Annotated in this window: 19 protein-coding genes; 4 read left to right on the forward strand and 15 right to left on the reverse strand. The window is 39.4% G+C overall.

Translation table 11 applies throughout. From position 1 onward, the window contains the following. From K1I61_RS03410 to K1I61_RS03440, 7 genes are all read right to left on the reverse strand, one after another. The coding region (locus K1I61_RS03410; protein WP_223335804.1) for a Spy0128 family protein at positions 1-4,727 on the reverse strand (4,727 nt) is incomplete at its 3' end. Between the two features lie 389 nt (positions 4,728-5,116). Next, the gene (gene carB / locus K1I61_RS03415) at positions 5,117-8,293 is read right to left on the reverse strand and encodes a carbamoyl-phosphate synthase large subunit (protein WP_223333191.1); all 3,177 of its coding nucleotides are present in this window, start codon (positions 8,291-8,293) and stop codon (positions 5,117-5,119) included. A 337-nt stretch (positions 8,294-8,630) separates the two neighbouring features. After that, positions 8,631-9,710, reverse strand: coding sequence for a carbamoyl phosphate synthase small subunit (locus K1I61_RS03420; RefSeq protein ID WP_223333194.1), 1,080 nt, complete (start codon positions 9,708-9,710; stop codon positions 8,631-8,633). Between the two features lie 49 nt (positions 9,711-9,759). Then, on the reverse strand, positions 9,760-10,683 hold the full coding sequence (locus K1I61_RS03425; protein WP_223333196.1) for an aspartate carbamoyltransferase catalytic subunit: 924 nt from the start codon (positions 10,681-10,683) through the stop codon (positions 9,760-9,762). Positions 10,684-10,700: 17 nt separating this feature from the next. Further along, complete coding sequence (pyrR, locus tag K1I61_RS03430) at positions 10,701-11,222, reverse strand: bifunctional pyr operon transcriptional regulator/uracil phosphoribosyltransferase PyrR (RefSeq protein ID WP_214262110.1); 522 nt, start codon at positions 11,220-11,222, stop codon at positions 10,701-10,703. 209 nt (positions 11,223-11,431) lie between these two features. Beyond that, positions 11,432-12,061 (reverse strand): endonuclease III, encoded by a 630-nt coding sequence (gene nth, locus K1I61_RS03435; protein ID WP_223333199.1) that lies wholly within the window; start codon positions 12,059-12,061, stop codon positions 11,432-11,434. Further along, on the reverse strand, positions 12,061-12,603 hold the full coding sequence (locus tag K1I61_RS03440; RefSeq protein WP_223333201.1) for a YceD family protein: 543 nt from the start codon (positions 12,601-12,603) through the stop codon (positions 12,061-12,063). The genes nth and K1I61_RS03440 overlap by 1 nt, the downstream gene beginning before the upstream one ends. A 168-nt stretch (positions 12,604-12,771) precedes the next feature. Between K1I61_RS03440 and K1I61_RS03445 the strand changes: the two genes are divergently transcribed. Continuing rightward, a complete protein-coding gene (locus K1I61_RS03445; RefSeq protein WP_223333203.1) occupies positions 12,772-13,101 on the forward strand; it encodes a helicase BlpT in 330 nt (109 codons plus the stop codon). A 276-nt stretch (positions 13,102-13,377) separates the two neighbouring features. Next, positions 13,378-14,904 (forward strand): ATP-binding cassette domain-containing protein, encoded by a 1,527-nt coding sequence (locus K1I61_RS03450; protein WP_223333205.1) that lies wholly within the window; start codon positions 13,378-13,380, stop codon positions 14,902-14,904. A 43-nt stretch (positions 14,905-14,947) separates the two neighbouring features. Here the strand turns inward: K1I61_RS03450 and htpX are convergent, their stop codons facing one another. Then, positions 14,948-15,847, reverse strand: coding sequence for a zinc metalloprotease HtpX (htpX, locus tag K1I61_RS03455; RefSeq protein ID WP_223333207.1), 900 nt, complete (start codon positions 15,845-15,847; stop codon positions 14,948-14,950). 1 nt (position 15,848) lies between these two features. Further along, complete coding sequence (locus K1I61_RS03460; protein WP_223333208.1) at positions 15,849-16,409, reverse strand: LemA family protein; 561 nt, start codon at positions 16,407-16,409, stop codon at positions 15,849-15,851. Positions 16,410-16,503: 94 nt separating this feature from the next. On the opposite strand from K1I61_RS03460, the gene rsmG reads away from it, so the two are divergent. Further along, the gene (gene rsmG / locus K1I61_RS03465; RefSeq protein WP_223333209.1) at positions 16,504-17,217 is read left to right on the forward strand and encodes a 16S rRNA (guanine(527)-N(7))-methyltransferase RsmG; all 714 of its coding nucleotides are present in this window, start codon (positions 16,504-16,506) and stop codon (positions 17,215-17,217) included. Positions 17,218-17,578: 361 nt separating this feature from the next. Next, complete coding sequence (locus K1I61_RS03470; protein WP_195183643.1) at positions 17,579-18,862, forward strand: uracil-xanthine permease family protein; 1,284 nt, start codon at positions 17,579-17,581, stop codon at positions 18,860-18,862. A gap of 43 nt (positions 18,863-18,905) precedes the next feature. Here the strand turns inward: K1I61_RS03470 and K1I61_RS03475 are convergent, their stop codons facing one another. The 6 genes from K1I61_RS03475 to K1I61_RS03500 form a co-directional block, all read right to left on the reverse strand. After that, positions 18,906-19,664, reverse strand: a complete 759-nt coding sequence (locus tag K1I61_RS03475; RefSeq protein ID WP_223333210.1) for a CPBP family intramembrane glutamic endopeptidase — start codon at positions 19,662-19,664, stop codon at positions 18,906-18,908. Between the two features lie 113 nt (positions 19,665-19,777). Next, positions 19,778-20,689 carry a DMT family transporter gene (locus K1I61_RS03480; RefSeq protein WP_223333211.1) on the reverse strand — a complete coding sequence of 304 codons (912 nt, stop codon included), beginning with the start codon at positions 20,687-20,689 and terminating at the stop codon, positions 19,778-19,780. Between the two features lie 9 nt (positions 20,690-20,698). After that, on the reverse strand, positions 20,699-21,631 hold the full coding sequence (locus K1I61_RS03485; protein WP_223333212.1) for a serine hydrolase domain-containing protein: 933 nt from the start codon (positions 21,629-21,631) through the stop codon (positions 20,699-20,701). Next, the gene (locus tag K1I61_RS03490) at positions 21,628-22,353 is read right to left on the reverse strand and encodes a CppA family protein (RefSeq protein WP_223333214.1); all 726 of its coding nucleotides are present in this window, start codon (positions 22,351-22,353) and stop codon (positions 21,628-21,630) included. The genes K1I61_RS03485 and K1I61_RS03490 overlap by 4 nt, the downstream gene beginning before the upstream one ends. Before the next feature lie 148 nt (positions 22,354-22,501). Further along, positions 22,502-23,320: an endonuclease/exonuclease/phosphatase family protein gene (locus K1I61_RS03495; protein ID WP_006152055.1), complete on the reverse strand. Its 819-nt coding sequence runs from the start codon at positions 23,318-23,320 to the stop codon at positions 22,502-22,504. Positions 23,321-23,373: 53 nt separating this feature from the next. Then, positions 23,374-25,560, reverse strand: coding sequence for a PTS transporter subunit IIBC (locus K1I61_RS03500; RefSeq protein ID WP_223333216.1), 2,187 nt, complete (start codon positions 25,558-25,560; stop codon positions 23,374-23,376). Positions 25,561-25,745 lie beyond the last annotated feature (185 nt).

The following is a 25,745-nucleotide window of genomic DNA, read 5'->3' on the forward strand; positions in this document are numbered from 1 at the left end:
GCGCCACGTTTAACAGTCTTAGTATTCAAGTTTTCTGCTTCGTTGTTGTCAGTCTTATCTACGTATGGATCTTTATTGGTATCTCCGTACTTGTCTGTCAACTCTGCATCATCATCAAGAAGTTTGTTATCAGTAATTGAGAACTTAGCTGTATCCAATACATACTTCTCTGGTTGGAACTTAGGTTCAGTTGGTGGTGTTACCACGTTGTTAAACTCTTTATCAGCGATATCGCCAAGTTTAGCTACTAAAGCTTTAGCTGTTCCGTCGTGTTTAACTGTGATGGTTACAGTTGCTTTCATTGTGTCGTATGTCACAGTAGCATCTGTACCTGCAACCTCTTCAACAGTGTAGTTGTGTACGCCTTCTTGACCCTTCTTGAATGTAAGAGCTGAGAATTTCACATTACCATCTTTGTCGTTGGTTACAGTTTCAACTTCTTTACCATTTGAATCTTTCAATACAAAGCTAAATTCGTTCTCTTTCAATTCACGTCCTTCTAGACGTTTAGTGAAGTTGAATTCAATAGAGATTGGTACTGAGTTTACACGTTTTTCAGTTGGTTTGCTTGGTTTTTCAACTTTCTTCGTAGATGGGTTGTAGTAGTTCACTACTTGAGCCGCAGTATTTTCGATGTCTACTCCACCTGCAACGTCTGCTTTAACAGTTGCTGGGATATCAAATTTGTAGTAACGTTCAAATGCAAATTTTGTTGTGTCAATGATTTGAGTATTTTCTGCATCACCCAATGACTTCGTGAAGCCAGCTTTAAGAGTTGCAGTCATCACACCATTTTCAACCTTAATGTCGAACTTGTCTGTCACATCAGCGCCAGTTACTGAGTCGTAAGCTTTGATCTTAGTAGAATCTACATCAACCTTCGTTTCATCGAAGTCATCAGAAATACTTACTGATTGGATGTTATCCTTGTTGTTAGCGTCGAACTTAGTTGTATCAAGCCATACTTGGTAAACCAATTTAGCGCCACGTTTAACAGTCTTAGTATTCAAGTTTTCTGCTTCGTTGTTGTCAGTCTTATCTGCGTATGGATCTTTATTGGTATCTCCGTACTTGTCTGTCAACTCAGAATCATCATCGAGAAGCTTGTTATCAGTAATTGAGTATTTCTCTTCAGTTACAACGTATTTCTCTGGTTGGAACTTAGGCTCTTCTGGAGGAGTCACAGTGTTATTGAACTCTTTATCTGGAGCGTCAGTCACAGTTGCTACAATTGCCTTAGCAGTACCATCATGGGCTACCTTCACTGTAACTGTTGCAACCATATCGTCGTAAGTTACTGTTGTATCAGTACCTGCAACCTCTGAAACAGTATATGTGTAGGTCTTGCCAAGATCATCTTTACCAAACTTAAGTGTCTTAAAGGTAATCTTACCATCTTTATCATTCTTAACAGTTTCGACTGCAACATTGTCTTTCTTAAGAACAAAGCTAAATTCACCAGCTGCTAGAGTACGGCCTTCCAACTTCTTAGTGAACTTGAGATCAACTGTAATTGGTACAGAGTTCACACGTTTTTGAGTTGGTTTTTCAGGTGTTTCTACAGATTTGCTTACTGGGTTGTAGACATGAACGATTTGGTTGGCCTTATTTTCAATATCTACTCCACCTTTAACATCTGATTTAACAGTAGCTGGAATATCAAATTTATAGTAGCGACCAAATTCGAATTTAGTTGTGTCGATAACTTGAGTATTATCCGCATCACCTAAAGACTTGTTCATAGAAGCTTTAGAAGTTGCTGTAATAACACCATTTTCAACTTTAATGTCAAACTTAGCAGTTACATCTTGCCCAGTTACACTGTCATATGCCTTAATATCAGCAGCATTAACTGTTACTTTTTCAGCGTCATAAGTATCAGAGATACCAACAGATTGGATGTTATTCTTATCTGAGAAGTTTCTAGTATCTAACCATACTTGGTAAACTAATTTCTCACCACGTTCAACGGTCTTAGTATTGATGTTTTCCGCTTCATTGTTCGTAGTTTTATCAGCATACGGATCTGCATTGGTTTCTGTATACTCATTAGTCAACTCGTTGTCATCATCGACTAATTTTGTTCCAGTGATGTCATACTTTTCTTTGTTAAGTACAAATTTTTCTGGTTGGAATTCAGGTGTTGCTGGAGGAGTGATTTTGTTGTTGAATACTTTATCTTCCTTACCATCAGTTGATGTTCCGTTATCATCTACACCACCAGTTGATGATACGCTTGTTACTGTAGTAAGTGTATGACCGTTCTTAGCAACCTTAACTGTAATAGTTGCCTTCATCGTATCGTAAGTCATACCAACTTCTTTCGTTGTTGGAATAACTTCTTCTACAGTATAGGTATGTGTACCAATTTTCGTATTGTCAAATGACAATTCAGTAAATGTCACTGTACCATCTTTTTTGTTGGCAACAGTTTCAACTTCTTGACCTCTTGAATCTTTAAGAACAAAGTTGAATTCTCCGTCTTTAAGTTCACGTCCAGCCAATTTCTTCGTGAAGTCAAATTTAACTTTTACTGGTGCTACTACATAGTTGTTGAAAATCTTATCATCATCACTTGATTTGAAACCACCTTCAGCACTGTATTTAACAGTTGCTTGCAATTCACCTTTAGAATTTTCAGTTACAGTAACTGTCATGGTAACAGTCATTGCGTCGTAGTCAACGTCTGTATCAGAACCCTTTTGTTCAGTGATCTTGTATTTATAAGTACCAGCTTTGTTAAAAGTAAGCTTGCTGAATGTAGCTTTTCCATCCTTGTTGGTAACAGTTTCTTCGTGCTTATCAGGAGTACTTTTCTCTTCTGTTAATTTGAAAGTAAACTCGCCGTCTGTCAAGACACGTCCCTCTAATTGTTTTTCAACTTCTGGAATGACTTCAACTGGCTTTTGTTTGACATAGTAATAAATTGGTTGCTTGTATGGTGTCAATGAGTTGAGCAAGTCAACGTTTGTACCGATACCACCAACTCCTCGAATCAATTGTTCGTTTGGAGAAAGGTGACCAATGTTATCTCCCAGGAATGGAACGAATACAGTCTTCTTAGGCGTGTAACCAGCAGCTTTTTGGAAATCAAATGTGACTTCTTTACCGTTTGGATAATTTACACCTTTTGAATCAGTGAAAGAAATAGTATAAAGTGGTGATTTCTTAACTACCAAATCTTCGGTATTTACTTTTCCTGGTTTAATCGGTTTGGTTTCTGCAAGCAACATGTAACCGTCAGTACTTAGTGAACCATCTGAACGTTTGCTTTGTTGTTTTGGATCAAGAAGATAAACACGAACAACTACAGATCCGTCTTCCCCTACAATTTCTTTAATCCGTTTAATTCCTGCACGCTCAGCATCCATGAATTTCATACCAACTTTGTAAGGACGACTTACATAACCAGATGTTGAATCTGGGTCAGCTTTTTGATACAATTTGTAGCCATCAAATTGACGCTCACCAGATGCTGTGAAATTTTGCCCTTCCATAGCTTTAGTTGTATATTTAGCTAAATCAACTTCACTACCATTTGGCTCATAATCTTGCACTGTTGCATCAGATTTACTAGCATTGAAAGTAGGGTTGTTTTTATCAACTACTCTGTAGTAAGTTGTTTTCTCAACAAATCGTGGAATTTTACTGTTAGTATCAGTAATGGAACGACCGTTATAAGCTGGTTCTACAACGTTAATAATATCTGTTGATGTACGAGCAGCATAAACAGCATCGTATAATTTTTGTTCTTCAGTAGTGAGGTTATGTCCTGGAGCTACCAAAGCTTGAATACTTGCTCCAACTTCGTATCCATATTGTAAGAATGGTTGAGCAGGTTCAGCCTTACTAGCAGGTGTCCCTTTATCGTAATCAACTTGATACGTTAACTCTCCTCTAGATGCAGTAGCTGTCGTAGTGAATTTTTGAATTCCACTTGTCGCTGTAATTGTTCTAGCTTCTACTACATTACCAGTGTTTTTATCAATTAATTCAACAACTGTATCTGTAGAATCATCAAATCTCTTATACGCACGAGAGTAGTAATTTGTATTATAACGTTGGTTAAAGCGAGTAAGATCTACGATACTGTAAGTATACCAATCTCCCTCTTTAGCAGAGTAGCCAGCTGGTACAGTTTGAGAACGAACAGTTGCACCGTTAGGATCTTTAATTTCTGGAGTTACTTTTTCCCCATCTTTTAAGTAAGTGCTTACGGCTACAGGCTTAGAGTTGTGATCTCCAGAAACTGCATCTTCAGTTGTAGCACGACGATTACGAACTTTAGGTTTATCACCTTCTGAAACAGCTGGCTTAGTTTCTTCAGCTTTTTCAACCGGCTTAGCAGTTTCCTTATTAGCAACCTCAGTCTCAGTTGAAGCAGGCTTTACTTCTTCTGCTTTTCCTGAAGACACTGGTTCAGATTTAGCTTCTTCTGTTTTAACCTCAGAAGCTGGTTTTACTTCTTCAACCTTATTTGTCTCAGCAAGCACAGTTGTTGCAGCATTTTCTACAACATTCTGTTCCTTTTTAGAGGAATCCTCGCTGACACTATCCTTTTTCACCAACTCTGTTTTTTCTTCAGAACTTGGTTGCGTAGGAAGTTCAGAAGCTTTTACCGCACCACCATTTGCTAACATAAAGCTAAGGGTTGTTCCCAAAAATACGGATGCAACACCTACCTTATATTTCCGCAAAGAGAAGCGTTGTTGTTCTTTTCTTATCATTTGGATAAGTTCTCCTTTTTTATATTTTTACTATTAGTCAGAAACAATTTGATGTTTTAATATTTTTGGTTATTAAATACACATTTTTTCCAACTTGTTTAGCATCTTCATCTTATCATAAGAATTTAAATAGTTCAAAGAATTATGTGCTCAAGAAAACGTTTTCTTTATTGGTTTTTAGGTTTTTTTAAAAACAAAAATATTCATTATATATATTTATATGCATAGGGATTTAGTTCCCATTATTTATGGTTTTTTAGTCAACTCTCTCATTATTTATTATAATTTTATTACTTAGCATTTCATTTTGATTACATTTTAATGATTGTGAAAATATTATCATTTTCATAAAATAAAAAATGATTCCCTTACGAGAATCATTTTTTTATTTAGATAGCTTCTGTAACAAAACTTCTACTTTCTAATACTTTTAGCATGGCATCTGCTGTATCCAAAGCTGTAAAGAGAGGAACTCCATGTTCGATAGCTGAACGTCTGATTTGCTCTCCGTCCTCATCGGCTGTCCGTTTGGTACCAACAGTGTTGATGATAGCTTGAATTTTTCCTTTGCGGACGTAGCTTGGGATATCGTGTTCATCATCACCAATCTTACCAACGAGTTGGGCTTGCAATCCATGACTTGCAAAGAACTCCGCTGTTCCTGCAGTTGCAAGAATTCCGTAACCAATATTTTGGAAACGACGAGCCAAATCCAAAGCTTCCTCTTTTGCATCATCAGCAATGGTAAAGACAACATTCCCAAAGGTTGGCAAGTGGAGATATGAAGCTTCAAAAGCTTTATAGAGAGCTTTTTCAAGAGTCGTATCTGATCCCATAACTTCTCCTGTTGACTTCATTTCAGGACCAAGAAGGCTGTCTACCTTAGCTAGTTTGGTAAAGGAGAAGACTGGTGCCTTGATATGAACTCGTGTGCTTTCAGGGTAAAGTCCATCTTGGTAACCAAGTTCTTCGAGACTTTGACCAAGAATCAACTTAGTCGCTACCTGTGCCATAGGGATATTGGTTACTTTTGAAAGGAATGGTACGGTACGGCTAGCACGCGGATTTACTTCAATAACGAAGACTTTCTCATCCTTGATAACAAACTGGATGTTCATCATCCCAAGACAGTTGAGGCCAACTGCCAGACGCTTAGTGTAATCTGCAATCGTGTCTTGCACCTTTTGAGACAAGGTTTGTGGAGGGTAAACAGCCATGGAGTCACCTGAGTGGACACCAGCACGTTCGATATGCTCCATGATACCTGGAATGAGAACATTTTGTCCATCTGAGATGGCATCAACTTCACATTCTTGTCCAACGATATAAGAGTCAACAAGAACTGGATGGTCTGGACTTGCCTTAACCGCAGTACGCATGTAAGAACGAAGATCATCTTCATTTTCAACGATTTCCATAGCGCGTCCACCCAAAACATATGAAGGACGAACGAGAACTGGGAAACCAATCTTACGCGCTGCAAGCACCGCTTCTTCTTCATTAGTTGCAGTCTGGCCTGGTGGCTGTGGAATATCCAAGTCTTTGAGGGCTTGCTCAAAGAGGTCACGGTCTTCGGCACGGTCTAGGTCAGCAACTTGAGTACCAAGAATAGTCACACCTGCTTTTGCTAATGGCTCAGCAAGGTTGATAGCTGTTTGACCACCAAACTGAACGATAACACCTTTTGGTTGCTCTAAATCGATAACATTCATGACATCTTCAAATGTCAATGGTTCAAAGTAAAGTTTGTCTGATACAGAGAAGTCTGTTGAAACTGTCTCTGGGTTTGAGTTCATGATAATAGCTTCGTAGCCTGCAGCTTGGATTGCCTTAACTGAGTGAACAGTTGCGTAGTCAAACTCCACCCCTTGACCGATACGGATTGGACCAGAACCTAGGACTAGAACGGATTCCTTATCAGATTTGATAGATTCATTTTCCCAACCATAGGTTGAATAGAAGTACGGAGTTTCTGATTCAAACTCTGCTGCACAAGTATCCACCATCTTGTAAACTGGGACAATCTTGTTTTCCAAACGTAGTTGGCGCACTTGGTCAGCTGTAGTATTCCAGAGTTCAGCAATCTTACGATCTGAGAAACCATTGAGTTTTGCTGTTTTTAAGACGTCTACATCTTGTGGATGTGAACCTAATTCTTGCTCAATTTCAAAGATATGCAAGAGTTTATCAAGATAGAAGATATCAATCTTAGTCAAATCTGCAATCTCTTCTGGTGTATAACCACGACGAATAGCTTCTGATACATAGAAGAGACGGTCATCTTGTGCTTTGACAACTTTTTCAATCAAGGCATCATCTGAAACTTCTGCAAGTTCAGGCATTTCATTGTGGTGAACTCCAATTTCAAGCGAGCGACAAGCTTTAAGGAGAGATTCCTCAATGTTACGACCGATGGCCATGACTTCTCCAGTTGCCTTCATCTGGGTACCGAGACGACGTTCACCCTTTTCAAATTTATCAAATGGGAAACGTGGAATCTTGGCAACCACATAGTCAAGCGCTGGTTCAAACATAGCATAAGTTGAACCTGTAACTGGGTTAATGACCTCATCCAAAGTCAATCCTACAGCAATCTTAGCAGCCAATTTAGCGATTGGATAACCAGTCGCCTTAGAAGCAAGGGCTGATGAACGAGATACACGAGGGTTTACTTCGATGACATAATACTTAAAGCTATGAGGATCAAGGGCCAACTGAACGTTACATCCACCTTCAATCTTGAGAGCGCGGATAATGCTCAAGCTGGCGTCACGAAGCATTTGGTTTTCATAGTCTGACATGGTTTGTGCTGGTGCAAATACGATGGAGTCTCCTGTGTGAATCCCAACTGGGTCAAAGTTTTCCATATTACACACAACAAGGGCATTGTCAGCTGAGTCACGCATGACTTCGTACTCGATTTCCTTGAAACCGGCAATAGAACGTTCAATCAAACATTGGGTAACAGGTGACAACTTCAAACCATTTTCAGCAATTTCACGTAGTTCTTCCTCGTTAGCACACATACCACCACCAGTACCACCAAGTGTGAAGGCAGGACGGACGATAACTGGGTAACCAATAGTTGCAGCAAAGGCAACTGCTTCTTCAACCGTATTTACAATTTCAGATTCTGGAATCGGTTGTTTCAGCTCTTCCATCAATTGTTTAAAGAGATCACGGTCCTCAGCTTGGTCAATGGCAGACAATTTAGTACCGAGAAGTTCTACTCCAAGCTCATCTAAGATTCCGTTTTTAGACAATTCCATGGCCATATTAAGCCCTGTTTGCCCCCCAAGAGTTGGAAGCAAAGCATCTGGACGTTCCTTACGGAGAATACGAGTCACAAACTCAAGTGTGATTGGCTCGATGTAGACCTTGTCTGCAATTTCCTTATCAGTCATGATGGTTGCAGGGTTTGAGTTTACCAAGACAACCTCGTAACCTTCCTCTTTCAAAGACAAGCAAGCCTGGGTTCCAGCATAGTCAAACTCAGCAGCCTGACCAATAATAATCGGACCAGAACCAATCACCATAATTTTTTGAATATCAGTACGTTTAGGCATTTATAAGATATTAAGGGCGTCAAGCGGACAAAGCTAAAATAGGAGTTATGACGAAGAACTGTTAGTTCTAGGAATAACTATCTTTTTAGCACCGTCCGTAGCCCGTATTCAGTTCAGCAAATACGAACTACCCTTCTCCTTTCTATTCGGCAACTCTCTGATTGCCATTAAATAAATTCTCCGACGATTTTTTAGCGAAACGATCATTTTCGGTAAAAAATCTAGTGCAGGGAGTTTTTAGTTCGCCATATAGCGACTAAAAGAAACGACCTGCCTTTCTATTCGTCGCCTCACAGAGCGACATTAAATAAATTCTCCGACGATTTCTCACTCGTCTTTAGTTTGCTTGTTTGAAAGCTTCCATCATCTCGATGAATTCATCAAATAGATAACTTGCATCATGTGGTCCAGGAGCTGCGTCTGGGTGGAATTGTACAGAGAAACCTGGTTGGTATCTGTGACGTACACCTTCGACTGACTTATCATTGATTTCTTCATGGGTAATAATCAAGTGATCTGGTAAATCTTCACGACTAACGGCATAACCATGGTTTTGACTAGTAAAGTCCACTCGCCCTGTAGCAATTTCACGCACTGCGTGGTTAAAACCACGGTGGCCAAATTTCATCTTGTAAGTCTTAGCACCATTTGCCATAGCAAAGAGTTGGTGTCCCATACAAATACCAAAGATTGGAATCTTGCCAAGAATACCACGAATCATATCAAGTGCTTCTGGTACATCTTCTGGATTTCCCGGACCATTTGATAACATGACACCATCTGGGTTCAAATGTAGGATTTCTTCAGCCGTAGTTGTATATGGAACGACAGTTACGTTACAATCACGTTTTGAAAGTTCTCGTAAAATAGAATGTTTAAGGCCAAAGTCTACTAAAACAACGCTTAAACCAACTCCTGGAGCTGGATAAGAAGTCTTGGTAGAAACTTGTCTGATATTGTCAGTTGGTAAGACCGTTGCTTGAAGTTGATCCGTAATGTGGTCCATACTATCGCCAGCGTGTGTTAGAGTTGCTCGCATGGTTCCATGTTTACGGATAATCTTTGTGAGAGCACGCGTATCAATCCCTGAAATACCAGGAATTTTCTTAGCCTTCAAGAATTCATCCAGCGTCATTTGATTACGCCAGTTGCTAGCTTTACGTGTCTCTTCGAAAACCACAACTCCTTTACAAGTAGGACTGATAGACTCGTAGTCGTCACGGTTAACTCCATAATTCCCTACTAGTGGATATGTGAAGGTCAAGATTTGTCCATTATAAGATTGGTCTGTAATGGATTCTTGATATCCTGTCATCCCTGTGTTAAAGACTATTTCCCCTGTTACATCAATATCTGCACCGAAGGCCTTACCTTCAAAAACTGTGCCATCTTCTAAAACTAGAAGTCTTTTTGTCATATTTTCACCTCTCGTGGACGCTCACTGGCGTCTTTTAACGTTTTGTGTCTTATTTGGCTTTTCTACTTGCCAATACGGATTCTAAGATTGCCATTCGAACAAATACTCCATTGGTCATTTGTTGGACAATGCGTGATTTTGGTGCTTCAACAAGATGATCGGCAATTTCCACATCCCGATTCACAGGAGCCGGATGCATAATGATTGCTTCTTCTTTTAAGCGATTATAGCGTTCTTGGTTCAAGCCGTGTTGAGCATGATACTCTTCTTTTGAGAAGACTGCTCCACTTTCGTGGCGTTCATGTTGAACTCGAAGCAACATCAGAACATCTACCTGGTCAACAATCTCGTCAATAGTTACAAACTGACCATAATCTGCAAACTCTTGACTTCTCCATTCCTCAGGTCCTGCAAAGTAAAGTTCAGCACCTAAACGTTTCAAAATCTGCATATTGGACTTGGCAACACGTGAATGGTCCAAGTCACCAGCAATGGCAACCTTAAGTCCTTCAAAACGGCCAAATTCTTCGTAAATTGTCATCAAATCAAGCAGACTCTGACTAGGATGTTGCCCTGAGCCATCACCACCATTGATAATCGATGTCGTAATGGTTGGGCTCGCAATCAATTCCCTGTAGTAATCAACCTCTGGGTGCCGAATAACACAGATATCTACACCAAGCGCAGACAAGGTCAGGATTGTATCATAGAGTGTCTCACCCTTGTTTACCGAGCTTGTATTCACATCAAAGTCAAGTCGTTCCAGTCCCAGTTTAATCTCTGCAACTTCGAAGGATTTATGCGTTCTTGTCGAATTTTCAAAGAAAAGGTTGGAAACAATGGGATGGTCTTCGTAGGGCAACTGGGCTCCATTTTTAAACTCGATCCCTCGTTTAATCAATTTTATAACCTGATCTACAGTGAGATCTTCCATGGACACCACATGTTTGAGTGCTTGTTGATTTTCTGACATGGCTACTCCTTTAGCTTTTAAGCTTCTTCAGTAATCAAAACTCTATCTTGGCCATCAAGTTCTGTCATCTCAACGATGATTTCTTCAGAACGACTAGTTGGAATATTTTTCCCAACGTAATCTGGACGAATTGGCAATTCTCTATGTCCACGGTCAACTAGTACTGCTAAACTCACGCGCGCTGGACGACCATGTCCGACAATGTTATCAATAGCAGCACGGATTGTACGACCTGTGTAAAGAACATCATCCACCAAAATAACTTCACGATCTGTCACATCGACAGAAACTAATGAAGTATCCTCCCCACTTTTGACATCGTCACGGAAAGGTTTTGTATCTAGTTCAACAACAGGAACAGAGATATTTTCCAATTGTTCCAAGCGTTCTTGGATACGGTGAGCAATAAAGACACCACGTGTTTTAATTCCCGCTAAAATGATTTTATTTAAATCTTTGTTGCGTTCGATAATTTCATAAGTGATACGCGTAATTGCTCGCTTGACGGTTAATTCGTCTACAACTTCTTTTGTCTTCATGACAAACCTCCAAAAAGAAAAGTCTCCTTTTTCAAGGAGACTTGAGAATGTATAACTAAGCGAGCCTTACTGTAAACAGTATAGACTTACCCTTCTACTTTATCGAGCTCCTTGCCTGCCTCACGGGACAGGTTTAAAGGAATATTTTATTGTCCTTACTATATCACAAAGCCCAGTGCAAAGCAAGTAAAAACATTCAATGCTTTGCCTTATAATGAACTAAAATCGTACAATTGTGGATAGTGTTCGCATTCTGGATTTTTCGGATGACAAATAGCACGACCAAAGTAAATCATAGCCTGATGGGCTGCCAACCACTTTTCAGGAGGCAAAATATCCATTACTCGCTTTTCGACTTCAAGTGGTGTTGCTGATTTTTTTACAATATCATGGTGTTTACAGATACGCTCCACATGAGTATCCACTGCAAAAGCTGGAATTCCAAATCCCACGCTCAAAACTACGTTAGCTGTTTTACGACCAACTCCTGCTAAACTCTCTAATTCTTCTCTAGTCTGAGGGACTTGACCATCAAAATCATCCAGTAGTTGCTGGGCACATTTTTTGAGGAATTTTGCTTTGTTTCGATAAAGACCTAGACGAGAAATATGTTTAGAAATTTCACTCTCACTGGCATCTGCCATGGCTTGAGGCGTAGGGAAGGCTTCAAAAAGAGCTGGAGTCGCTTTGTTTACTGCCGCATCTGTCGTTTGAGCAGACAACATGACTGCACCTAGCAATTCAAAATGATTGCGAAAATCTAGACTTGGTTTCGCATCGGGAAAAAGAGCTATGATTTCTTCTAGCACCTTGCGTGCTCGTTTTTTGGACAAGACCATTATTCATCTCCGTCAAACAATCCTTGCAAGCCAGCAAAAGGACTACTTTCTTCTTTCTTAACCGCTTGTTGAGCTTGATATTCTTCCTCAGTCATGATTTGCCAGTCATTTCCAGACACAAAACCTTGACCAGCTTCTTCTTCTGCTGTTAAAACCTTAATTGGAATGTTTAGCAAGATATTATCCGAAACACTTTCAGCCAGGTCGATTTCCCCATTTTCAATAGGCAAGACTAAGTCATCATCTAAAACTTCTTGATCCAGTTGATTGGTAGCACCTTCCATAAAGACTTCTGTCACTGGATATGATTCTTGCAATTCTACCGGTTCCATACTACGGCTAGAAGCTAAAACGATTGTATAAGACAAGAGATAGTCTAGGAAAAACATACGGTCCTCGTACTGAACTTTTCCTACTGCGACAATATCTTTGACATCTAAAATTTCTTGATTGCGCTCACGTAAGTCAGTTGCCAAGTCCAGAGTTTGCTCAAAATGCAAACCTTCAGGTTGCTTACGGATTTCTTGAATATTTAATTTCATACTTCCTCCATTAAGGTTTACTCCCTTGATTATACCATGAAAGGAGGTCAAGTAAAGCCTCTAAACTTTTAAAACATCTTTCAGTATTTTTTGATATATTTATTATGACAAATTTATTTTTTGTGCTATACTATAGGCATCAATACATGAGCAAAGGAGGACGCTCATATGGAAGACAAAGCCCTTTTAACAGAAGCCTATCAACTCGTTACAGAATTAAACCAAACAATACAAAGCTGTAAACAGGGACTACCAGATGACCTACGCTTACAGCAAAATATAGACGAAATTCTCAGAGCACTTAAAAAAACTGAGAAACTAGATAACGCCATCTTAATTGAACTGGAATCTTTTTACCAACGTACTAGTCTTTTGATTGGACTTGGTTCACTGAAATTAAATGACCAAGCCCGCACTGCTTGGAGAAACTATGACAAGTTCCACTACGATCACGTTAAACATACGCTGACACTCTATGGACCTGTTTTTGGGTTTTAAAAATAGAGGATTTTCTGGCTTAATCTTGACAAATTTTCTCAAAAAGAGTATGATGATTGCAACAATACTCGGAGGTAAGGGAGACATGAACAACTAAGTCTATCAAATAAAGAACCTTTATTTAGTAGATCTTGTTTCTGTCTCTTTTTTGTGTACTCTTTTTCTGCTGGAGTTTCAGCCCTTTTAAAAGAGTTTTTTTGACATAGACGATTAGCTCTACTAGGTAAAGTAGAGCTTTTTGTTATGTAATATGAACATTCTAGAAAGGGCAATAATATGATAAAAATCAATCATCTGACCATTACACAAAACAAAGATTTAAGAGATCTTGTTTCCGATTTAAACATTACCATCCAAGACGGAGAAAAGGTCGCTATTATAGGCGAAGAAGGAAATGGCAAATCAACCTTACTTCGAACTTTAATGGGAGAAAAATTAGCTGATTTCTCTATCAGGGGAGAAATCCAGTGTGACCTTCAGTCCCTGGCCTACATTCCCCAACATCTCCCTGAAGAACTGAAGAAAAAATCTCTACAGGACTACTTCTTTTTGGATTCTGCTGATTTAGACTACAGTATTCTTTATCGTTTGGCGGAGGAGTTGCACTTTGATAGCGACCGTTTTGCTAGCGACCAAGAAATTGGCAGTCTATCAGGTGGCGAAGCTTTGAAAGTTCAACTCATCCATGAGTTAGCAAAACCTTTTGCGCTTCTATTTTTAGATGAACCTTCAAATGACCTGGATATAGAGATGGTTGATTGGCTAAAAAAACAGATTCAAAAGATGAGGCAAACCGTTATTTTCATTTCTCATGATGAAGATTTTCTCTCTCTAACGGCAGACACCATTATCCACTTGCGACTAATCAAGCACCGGAAAGAAGCGGAAACGCTAGTCGAGCATTTAGACTATGATCGCTATAGTGAGCAGAGAAAGGCTAATTTTGTCAGACAAAGTCAGCAAGCTGCTAACGACCAGAGAGCCTATGACAAAACCATGGAAAAGCATCGCCGAGTCAAGCAAAATGTAGAAACTGCACTTCGAGCTACCAAAGACAGTACTGCCGGTCGCCTATTAGCTAAAAAGATGAAAAATGTTCTTTCTCAAGAAAAACGCTACGAAAAAGCAGCTCAGTCCATGACCCAAAAGCCACTTGAAGTGGAACAAATTCAACTTTTCTTTTCAGATATAGAGCCATTAGCGGCTTCAAAAGTCTTAATTCGACTAGAAAATGAGACTTTATCCATTGGCCAACGAATTCTGTCTCAAGGGCTACAACTAACTATCCGTGGTCAAGATAAAATCGGCATTATCGGTCCCAATGGCGTTGGCAAATCCACTCTTTTAGCAAAGATACATCAACTACTAAGCGGCAAAAGAGAGATTTCGCTTGGATTTATGCCACAAGATTACCAAGAAACACTGCAATTGGATCTATCCCCAGTAGAATTTCTCAGCCAAACTGGACACAAGGAGGAAATACAGAAAATCCAATCTCACTTAGCCAGTCTTAATTTCAGCTATCCAGAGATGCACCACCAAATCCACTCCTTATCTGGAGGTCAACAAGGGAAACTCCTTCTTTTGAATTTAGTTCTACGAAAACCAAACTTTCTCCTTCTGGATGAGCCCACACGAAACTTTTCTCCAACATCTCAACCAGAAATTAGAAAACTCTTTGCCAATTATCCTGGTGGTCTCGTCACTGTTTCGCATGATCGACGTTTCTTAAAAGAAGTCTGTACGAGTATCTATAGTCTGACAGAGCATGGTTTAGAAGTAGTCGATTTACAAGATCTTTAACTTTTGGAAATAAAACATCCAGAGGTTTTCCTCTGGATATTTTTTACATATGTTTCAAACGCTCAATTCGTTCTGAAATAGGTGGATGCGTATAAAATAGTTTTTTCAAAAAACCTGGTTTTTGAGGATCATTGATATAAAGTGCACTACTAGCATCATCCACATGATGACTCATGGGTTGACTATTGTCTAATTTTTGTAAAGCATTGATCATCCCTTGCGGATTACGAGTTAATTCTACGCTCGAAGCATCTGCTAAAAATTCTCGTTGGCGAGAAATAGCTAATTGTACTAAAGTCGCTGCAAGAGGCGCCAGAACTATGGCTAAGAGAGAAATAACTAACATAATCACTTCAAGTCCTCCACTGTCACGGTCACTATTTCTTCTACTACGTGATGCTCCACCCCACCACATCATACGACCAGCCATACTCGATAAAAGGGTAATAGCACTGGCAAGAGCAACAGCAATCGTAGAGATTCGAATATCCAAGTTGCGTATGTGACTAACTTCATGCCCAATTACCGCTTCTAACTCCTCACGATTCATGATCTCTAGAAGTCCTGATGTCGCTGCAACAGCAGCATTTTGAGGATTCGAACCTGTGGCGAAAGCATTTAAACCTGGGTCATCAATGACATAAACACGTGGCATAGGAATTTGCGCCACCATAGCCATATCCTCAACAACATGATAGAGAACAGGTTCTTCATTCCTATCAACTTCACGCGCACCATTCATACTCATGACAATCTCTGTAGATTGAAAAATCATAGTCAAGGCATAAATGAAACCGATAATCATAGCTACGGTCACGCCCCAGATACCTGAGTTCATGAAAAAATATCCAACTGCATAACCTACAATAGCTAACAAAAGAAAGAAAACAATTAATAAAACCCAAGTTTTACGTTTATTACTTGCAATTTGTTGATACAGCATCTTAGTCACCTAAACCACTAAAATCAACTCTAGGAACAGCTTTTTCTTCTTCAGGTGTTTGAAGAAAGTCAGAAGCTTTAAACCCAAAAATCAGAGCAACCAAATTACTTGGGAAGGTTTCTAATTTAACATTGTAGTTGCTAACGACACTGTTATAAAGTTGGCGAGAATATGATATTTTGTTTTCTGTGTTAGTCAGTTCTTCTTGTAAGTGAGCAAAGTTGCCACTAGCCTTCAAGTCAGGATAGTTCTCTGCAACCGCAAAGATACCAGATATCTGACGAGTCAGTGCATCACTAGCTTTCATGGCTTCTGCAGGTGTAGTTGCTGCAGCTACTTGTCTACGGAGTTCAGTCACCTTTTCAAGAGTAGAACTTTCGTATTTAGCATAACCTTTAACTGTTTCAATCAAGTTTGGTAAGAGATCATTTCGACGCTTCAACTGAACATCAATCTGACTCCAAGCCTCCTTGGTCTGCATACGATTTTTCACCAAACCGTTATAGCTAACAATCACAAAAATAACAATCAGAGCCAAAACTCCAAGAATGATCCAAGTCATAATCTTATTCCTTTCTGCTTTTAGATTAGTACAAGTATATCAAATTTCCATGTTTTTGTGGTAAAATAAGATGATATACAAGAAGGATATAACTATGAAACCAGAAACTTTTTACTCACTACTTGACCAACAGAATATTAATCTTACTGACCAGCAAAAAACACAATTTGAGCGCTATTTCGAACTCTTAGTCGAGTGGAACCAAAAAATCAACCTGACTGCCATTACTGAAAAGGGAGAGGTTTACCTTAAACACTTTTATGATTCCATCGCTCCTATCCTACAAGGGTTGATTGCAAACCAAGAAATTAAGTTACTTGATATTGGCGCTGGTGCAGGATTCCCAAGTCTCCCTATGAAGATTCTATATCCTCAGCTAGATGTGACCATCATTGATTCTCTGAACAAGCGCATTAACTTCCTTCAGCTTCTGGCTGAGGAGCTTAATTTAGAAGGGGTTCATTTCTACCATGGACGTGCAGAAGACTTTGCCCAAGACAAGCATTTCCGTGCCCAATTCGACATTGTGACAGCTCGTGCAGTTGCACGCATGCAAGTTCTCTCAGAGTTAACCATTCCCTACCTTAAAGTTGGTGGAAAACTTTTAGCTCTTAAGGCCAGTAATGCTCCTGAGGAATTGACAGAAGCCAAAAATGCTCTCAACCTTCTCTTTAGCAAGGTTGAAGATAACATCAGCTACACACTTCCTAATGGAGACCCTCGCTACATCACCATTGTAGAAAAGAAAAAAGAAACTCCAAACAAATATCCACGTAAGGCCGGTATGCCAAATAAACGACCACTTTAAACATTTTTAAAAAGATACCTAAAAAATCAGCCTCACTTTTTTGTTTCTTTGCTCGGGAAAAAATGATTTACAAAATCATGCCTCGCTTTTTTGTTTCTTGGCTCGGGAAAAAATGATTTACAAAATCAAACCTCGCTCTCTTGTTTCAAGGCTCGGGAAAAAACGATTTACAAAATCATTTTTTTCTGCTATACTATCACAAGCAAAGGTTTTTAATGTCATCCTGTGAGGTGACGAAGACGCAGATATATATGAAATTCTTTAAATATTGGGATAACCATGTTTTAAAGATGTCTTACTCTGAGAGCCTATTGCTGTAAAATAATGGGCTCTTTTTTGATGCCCAAAAAGTGAGGTATTTATGAAACAAGAATCAACTGTTGATTTGTTACTAGACGTTGACCAACGTCCTTCTTTTGGTAAGGGAATTCTACTCAGCTTCCAGCACGTGTTTGCCATGTTTGGTGCTACCATCTTGGTGCCACTAATTTTGGGAATGCCTGTATCTGTTGCCCTTTTTGCATCAGGTGTCGGAACACTGATTTACATGGTATGTACTGGCTTTAAAGTTCCGGTCTATCTCGGTTCTTCTTTTGCCTTCATCACTGCAATGTCACTTGCTATGAAGGAAATGGGTGGCGATGTTTCTGCTGCTCAAACAGGGGTTATCTTAACTGGTTTAATCTACGTTCTTGTTTCAACTAGCATCCGCTTTGCTGGTACAAAATGGATTGACAAACTTTTACCACCAATCGTTATCGGACCTATGATTATCGTAATTGGTCTAGGTCTTGCAGGTTCAGCTGTAACAAATGCTGGTCTTGTTGCTGATGGCAACTGGAAAAATGCTCTTGTAGCTGTGGTTACCTTCCTCATCGCTGCCTTTATCAATACAAAAGGAAAAGGATTCCTTCGTATCATTCCTTTCTTGTTTGCCATTATCGGTGGATATATCTTTGCAGTCTTTCTTGGTCTAGTAGACTTCACACCTGTTCTTCAAGCTAACTGGTTCGAAATTCCAGGCTTCTACCTACCATTTAGCACAGGTGGTACCTTCAAAGAATACAACCTTTACTTCGGTCCAGAGACGATTGCAATCTTACCAATCGCGATCGTAACAATCTCAGAACACATTGGAGACCACACGGTCTTGAGCCAAATCTGTGGCCGTCAATTCTTGAAAGAACCAGGTCTTCACCGTACCCTTCTTGGTGACGGTATCGCAACATCTGTATCTGCCTTCCTTGGTGGTCCTGCTAATACTACCTACGGTGAAAATACAGGGGTGATCGGTATGACTCGTATCGCTTCTGTCTCAGTTATCCGTAACGCAGCCTTTATCGCAATTGCCCTAAGTTTCCTTGGAAAATTCACTGCTTTGATTTCTACAATCCCTAGCGCCGTACTTGGTGGTATGTCAATCCTTCTTTACGGGGTTATCGCCAGCAACGGTTTGAAAGTCTTGATCAAAGAGCGCGTTGACTTTGGACAAATGCGTAACCTTATCATTGCAAGTGCAATGTTGGTACTTGGACTTGGTGGAGCAATCCTTAAACTTGGTCCAGTTACACTTTCAGGTACTGCCCTATCAGCAATGACAGGTATCCTTTTGAACTTGATCTTGCCATACGAAAATAAAGACTAAAAGCATTAAGAAAAAAATCCACTCAAATGAGTGGATTTTTTTCTTAAGTTCTCCAAGTAATCAAGAGGTACAAGAGACTTGAACCAAACATATCTGCAAGAGCATGCATAAGAAAGAATGTCAGTAAATTCTTGACTACATACTTGTACAAGAAATAATAGAATAATCCGTAAACAAGCCCAATAACCAAGGCCCAGAGTAATCCTTGGTAGGTATGGAAAGAAATCCGTATGATTACCGAGTATACTAGAACCAGCCACTGATGCTTTTCTTTTACTGAAGTCAGTAATCCCAAGAAGAAAAATTCTTCGTAAAACCCATTTAAAAGCGCATAGCCAATAGCCATTGGCGTTAAGGCCATGAATTTTCTAATGATTTCCATAGGATCTATAAAAGGGAGCAGTTGAGGATTAAAATAATTGTACTCGCCACTGAGGGTTGTTACAATATCACCAAAAATACCAACAATAGCAAAGATAAGGGGAACCCAGATGAAAACAGACCAGGAAAAACGTATAGGAAGTTGTTTAAAATCATAATTTCGAATCAAGAGATAAAGGAAAGTAATCCCTAACATCATCAATTGAAAAGTAAAATTACTAGAATAAGCTGCCCCATCACTTGCTACATTTGTTGTAGTTTCCGCAACACTAGCAAGAGTTGAAGGTGATAGACTCTCCATAAATTGTTGAGTAGAACGGATGATAAACTCTCCAAACATTAAAACAGTGATGATGAAGATGTCGAACCATTTTAAGTATCTTAAAGGTTTAGCAGGATGAATACTTTGTATAAAATTCATATTTCCTCCGTTTAGCTTATTTTTGTACCTTTATTATAAACTTTCAATCTTAAAATTAATTAAATTGATACTAGAGCATAAAAAAACAACCTCTTTATAAGGTTGTTCTGTTCTTAAATGGACTTGTGTTTCTTTTCTAGCATTAAATCCTTTAAAGAAATAATAGTCACAGCCAATAAAATCATTGCCATGCCAAGAAAATCTACAGGATAAAAGATATCTCCCATAATCATGAAGGCAAAAAATACCGCAGAGATTGGTTCAATAGAGGCCAAGAGACTAGATTTGACTGGCCCAACCAGACTTGCCCCCTTAAGAAAAGCCGTGTAGGCAAAAACAGTCCCGATGAGAATAATTCCAGCAAATGCTAAGAAAATATCAAAAGACATAGGTAGACTAGCACCGATAATCCCTGTAAATGGCACTGCTACAAAACCTGAAATGGTCATACCGACACCAATAACCAGAATGCTCCCCCATTTTTGAATGAGTTTAATGGGTAAAATGATATAAAGTGCATAGGTTAAAGCAGAGAACAAGCCCCAAAAGAGACCTGCTGGTGTCATAGAGAGCTGATCCATTTGACCGTGAGTCGCAATTAAAAAGGTTCCACCTATTGCTAAAATCATAGAAAGTATTTCGGCTATAGTAGGTGCTACCTTATCCTTTATACATGTGTAAGCCAAGATTCCAACAGGACAGACATACTGAAGCACCGTCGCTGTACCTGCATTTGTCTCGTGAATAGCCGTTAAATAAGCCAATTGATTCAGAAAGAGACCAAATAATGAAAATAGTAAGAGAGAAAACAGACTTGATTTATCTTTTAGAAAAGCCAAAAATTGTTCCTTAGACTTTATATAGGACAAGAGAACTAAGAGCAAACCTGCAACAATTAAACGAATATTTGTTAGGACTAGAGCCGATATCCCATGAACCATTAGGTACTGACCGCTGGTCCCAGACAAGCCCCAAGCAATACCAGCAATCACTGTAAAAAGAGTTCCTTTAAGAGCTTTTGACATACTTCCTCCCTAGTCTGCTTCACGAATTAGGTCCATGACTTGATTACGGTCCAATATCCACTGGGCACGCTCGTCTTTTTCGTAGGTTCTATTGGACAAGAAAATCGCAGCTTCCTGCTTCTTACGATTCCACATGATAAAGGTTCCAGTATAGCCTGTATGGTCTAGCCAATCGCCTTCAAGATTCCAGGCCAAGGAGCGTTCCTTATCACTCAAATCTGAAAAATTCTGGCTTAATCCGTCAGCAAAATCATCCTGTAAATAATGCTCAAGGAAGATTTTTAAATCCTTCACAGTTGAAAACAAGCCTGCACTTCCAGCATGTTTACCTAGTAAACGTGCCTTAGGATCATGCACCACTCCTGCCTTCTGTCCTCGAACGGTTGGGACAGCACTGCTAACTGGTCCAAACTGAGTTTCCTTCATCTTCCATGGATCGAAAACTTGCTCTTGTAGAATCTGGTCTAAGTCTTTTTCAAAGTAGTTCTCTAGGAGAAAACCGAGTAAGAGAAAGTGCACATCCGAGTAGAGAAAGGCTCTCTTCTCTCGGCGATTCAAATGAAACATAGCTTCTTTTAATTCTTCTGCACTCAACTGGTCTCTATTGATAATAAACGGGTCCAAGTCCGTAGAATGTGTGAGGAGTTGACGAATGGTGATATCTGGATAATCCATCTCTGGAAGATAGGTCTTTATGGATTGATCGAGCTCAATCTTGCCTTGTTTCCACAAGAAGGTTAAGACAGTTCCAACTCCGACGACCTTGCTCACACTTGCCAAATCATAGACTAAACCTTGACAAGTCTGCTCTCCAATTTCTGGATTTGCTTCTCCGAGGTAGCAATCAGACCATTCACCATCCCGATAATACGCAAAAGAGGCACCAGGATAAATCCCTGCCTCAATTTGTTGCTCTATTTTTTGAATGATTTCTTGTTTCATACTTCCTCAAACCACAATTCGATATTGTTGGCATCCTTGGTTAGGAAAAACTTCTCAGACTTAGGAATAAAGTAACCTGCAGTTTCAAAACGTTGACGGAGACTAGCCAATTCAAGTTCTTTTACCTGGAATTTCAACATAGACAAATCCCAAGTTACATTATTTTCAACAAGCAAATCACTACCTTGAGCTTGTTTAAAAGTTATGCTAGTTTCGATTTCCTCTTTTTCAAGCAGGCTCGCCGTTTCAGCAGGCAAGTTAATTTCTGCTGAAATATCAAATGCTGTCAAATATTGCACTTTCTCATCTTTTGTGAAAGTAACAGTTTCATCAAACTTTCTCAAATCTTTGATGTCATCTTCCGCATGGATTAGGACAAGATCCCCTTCTGGTGAAAGGATTTCAAAAGCATATCCCTTATTTCCTTTATAGAGTTGAGGAAGTTTTTCCATTCTAGCTAGCAGTGCTTCAACCTCGGATGGATTCGCTACTTTTACAATCAATCTAGCTAATTTTTTGATCCCTTCAACCTTACGGCTTCTCATACTTGGTGATTCTTCTAAAACCAATTTTTCAATGCCTGACTGGTCTCCTAGCGATAAGAAAGCCGACTCTTCAAGCAAGGGTTTCATACCCAAGGTTTGGATATAAAACAATTCATTTAATCTTCTATTATTTATCTTTAGCGTCGGGATCATACGCACAATTTGATTTACATTCATAAATTCCTCCAACACATTTTATTTTAAAGGATTTTATTTCATTTTACAAGTTATTCAACTAAAAACTTTAACTATATTAACCCCTTGAATAAGGAACCCCCTTCGCATATCCGAAGGGGGACTCGTTTTATTTTAGTAAAATTCTTTGTTAGTTCTTCCAAGAAAGTTCTGCTTGAAGACCGTAGTGATCACTGACCTGCGGACTTGCTTGGCCATCAAAAACTACCTGTAACTTTTCTACCTGAAGATCTTTTGTCGTAAAGACGTAATCAATTCGAAGAGGTTCTGTATTTCCCTTCCAACCATCAATTTCTGGAGGAACAGTGTAGCTTCCACTTCTCTCTTTTGCAACTTCATAGGCATCCTGTAAGCCTAGCGGACTAGTTAGGATAGCTTGATATCCTTCCTGACCTGCAGGGTTGTTGAAATCTCCTGCTAGTAATAGAGGTTTATTCAACTCTTTTAGAACTGCTTCAAATCTTGCCCATTCCTCTTGGAATCCTTTATCCCACCAAGAGAGATGCACACTCGCAACTGCAAGCTCTTTACCTTCTACTACTGTTTCTACTAGTGCAACTCGACGAGTGTGATAATCAGTTGGATCATCTACATCTGAAACCAAAATCTCACGCGCCTCAATCGGTGTTTTAGATAGAATTGAAACTCCCTCATGATAACGGTCATATCCGATATGATTATAAGCCCATGTCCAATAATAGTCCAGTCCTTTTTCAGACAACTTCTCTACCAAAAGACGAACATAGTGGTCTTGGTGAATGGGTTCTGCTGAAGGTAACGGATTGTAAAGTGGTCCAGACTCTACTTGAGTTGATGTAATTTCTTGGTTGATTTCTTGAAAACAAATCAAATCATAACTGTTTTCAAGTATATCTTGAAACAAGAGCTGAAATTTTTCTTCAGGATTTTTTTCCATCCAACTATGAGTATTGAGTGTTAAAAACTTCATGTTTTTCTCCTATAAACAAGAGGTTGGAAAACAGCTTCCAACCCCTTAGTGTATTACAATTCTACTTTTGCAACTGCTGTTTTAGCTGCAAGAGAACCGGTTTTTTCTAATTTAACTGACTTGATGGCATCTCCATTTGTAAAGACTACTACAGTTGTAGTTTCACGCTCAGCAGCCTGAATAGCTCCGAGGTCAGCTTTGACCAAGAGATCACCAGCAGCTACTGTTTGACCTTCTGAAACCACCACTTCAAATGGTTTTCCTTCAAGACTTACAGTATCAAGACCAATGTGAACAAGAACTTCAAGACCTGCTTCAGTTACAAGACCAAGAGCATGTTTAGTTGGGAAGACGCTTGATACAGTACCAGAAACTGGAGATACAATGTTTCCGTTTGCTGGTTCTACTGCAAATCCATCACCCATCATTTTTTGTGAAAAGACTGGATCCTTAACTTGTTCCAATTCAATGACTTGACCGTCAGCAACTGAATAAACTTCTTCAGTTACACCTTTGTAGACAACAGTATCTTTTTGAGCTGCTGCCATTTGACTTGGAAGAGTTTCAGGAATCACTTCTCCAGAATCAAGAATATCTTGGATATCAGATTTCAATACGTCAGCTTTAGGTCCGTAGATAGCTTGGACACCTTGTCCTTTCATGACAAGTCCCATAGCTCCTTCAGATTTCCATTGTTCTTCTGTTCCAACTTTTTCTGCATCTTTTACAGTAACGCGAAGACGAGTCATACATGCGTCAACATCAACGATATTTGCACGTCCACCGAGAAGGTTGATGATGTTAACTGCTTGAGAAGCTTCTGCAACTTTAGTTTCGCCGGCAACTGAAGATTCAGAAGAACCATCTGCATTTTCGTAGTTACCGTTACGTCCTGGAGTTGCATAGTTGAATTTCTTAATCATGAAGTTAGCGATAAAGTACATGATAAATCCAAAGAGCACTGTCACCCAGATAAAGTTAACAATATCCATACCAATACCAGCGTTGATAGCTAGCGGAGTACGAGTCAAGAATTCGATTGAACCGAATGAGTGCACACGAAGGTTCACAATATCAGCCATTGCAAAGGCAGCACCTTGAACAAGAGCGTAAACAAGGTAAAGAGGTGTTGCGATGAACATGAACATGTACTCAATTGGTTCAGTTACCCCTGTCAAGAATGTTGCAAGAGCAGTTGCGATCATCATACCTTTGTATTGGTGTTTCTTATCTGGATCAACGTTACGGTAGATAGCCACAATTACACCCATCAAGATACCAAACGAACCAATCATTTGTCCAACTTTGAAACGAGCTGGATGTACTGTATCTAACAAGTGTTGGTATTGAGCTGCGTCAGTACCTTTAAGGTTTACAAGGTCAGTTACCCATGCAAGCCAAAGTGGATCTTGACCAAATACTTGAGTACCTTTTGCTGCACCAGTCATGACATCATAAGTACCACCAAGAGCTGTATAGTTCATTGGGATAGTCAACATGTGGTGGAGACCAAAAGGTAATAGCAAACGTTCCAAAGTACCATACAAGAATGGTGCTAGGACTGGAGCTGTTTCTTGAGAGTTAGCGATCCAGATACCAAAGCTATTAATACCTGTTTGAACAAGTGGCCAGAAAATTGAAAGCAAGATTGCCGCAATTACTGAACGAAGAATAACTACAAACGGTACAAAACGTTTTCCGTTAAAGAATGAAAGTGCATCAGGAAGCTTACGGAAATTGTAGTATTTGTTAAAGGCAGTCGCCCCAATAAAACCAGAAATAATCCCTACGAAGACACCCATGTTAAGCGCTGGAGCTTCAAACACACTGATGAAGTAATCAGAAACTTTGATAGAGTTACCAAAGATTGTTGAAACCATTGCATTAGGATCTTTCAACATATCACCACTAACACTAAAAATAGCACCAGTGATACGGTTGATCAAGATAAAGGCAAGTCCTGCTGCAAAGGCACCACCTGCACGTTCTTTAGCCCAGCTTCCTCCGATAGCTAGAGCAAATAAAATGTGAAGGTTAACGATAACTCCCCAACCGATTTGCTCAAGAATTCCACCTGTAATAACAAGTGGAGCAAAGTTAGGATTAATCATTGCAAGCGTCTTACCGATTGAAATCATCAAACCAGCAGCCGGCATAACAGCGATAACCACCATTAGAGCCTTACCGAATTTTTGCCAAAACTCGAAAGACAAAACATTTTTGAATGTATCTTTCATCATTCAAATCTCCTTAATTTATATTTTAATGCAAACGATTTACGAAAACGTTTGCACCATTAACACCTCTATTATACCACTTTAATTTTTTTTGTAAAGGATTTATATAAAATTTTTTGATTTTAAAAATTTCTTACTTCTCTTCAATTGTTTACTAACTTTGAGTTTACTGGGGTTTTCTGATATAA

Origin of the sequence: Streptococcus infantis (assembly GCF_019929665.1) — a bacterium.
GTDB classification, from domain to species: Bacteria; Bacillota; Bacilli; order Lactobacillales; family Streptococcaceae; genus Streptococcus; species Streptococcus infantis_H.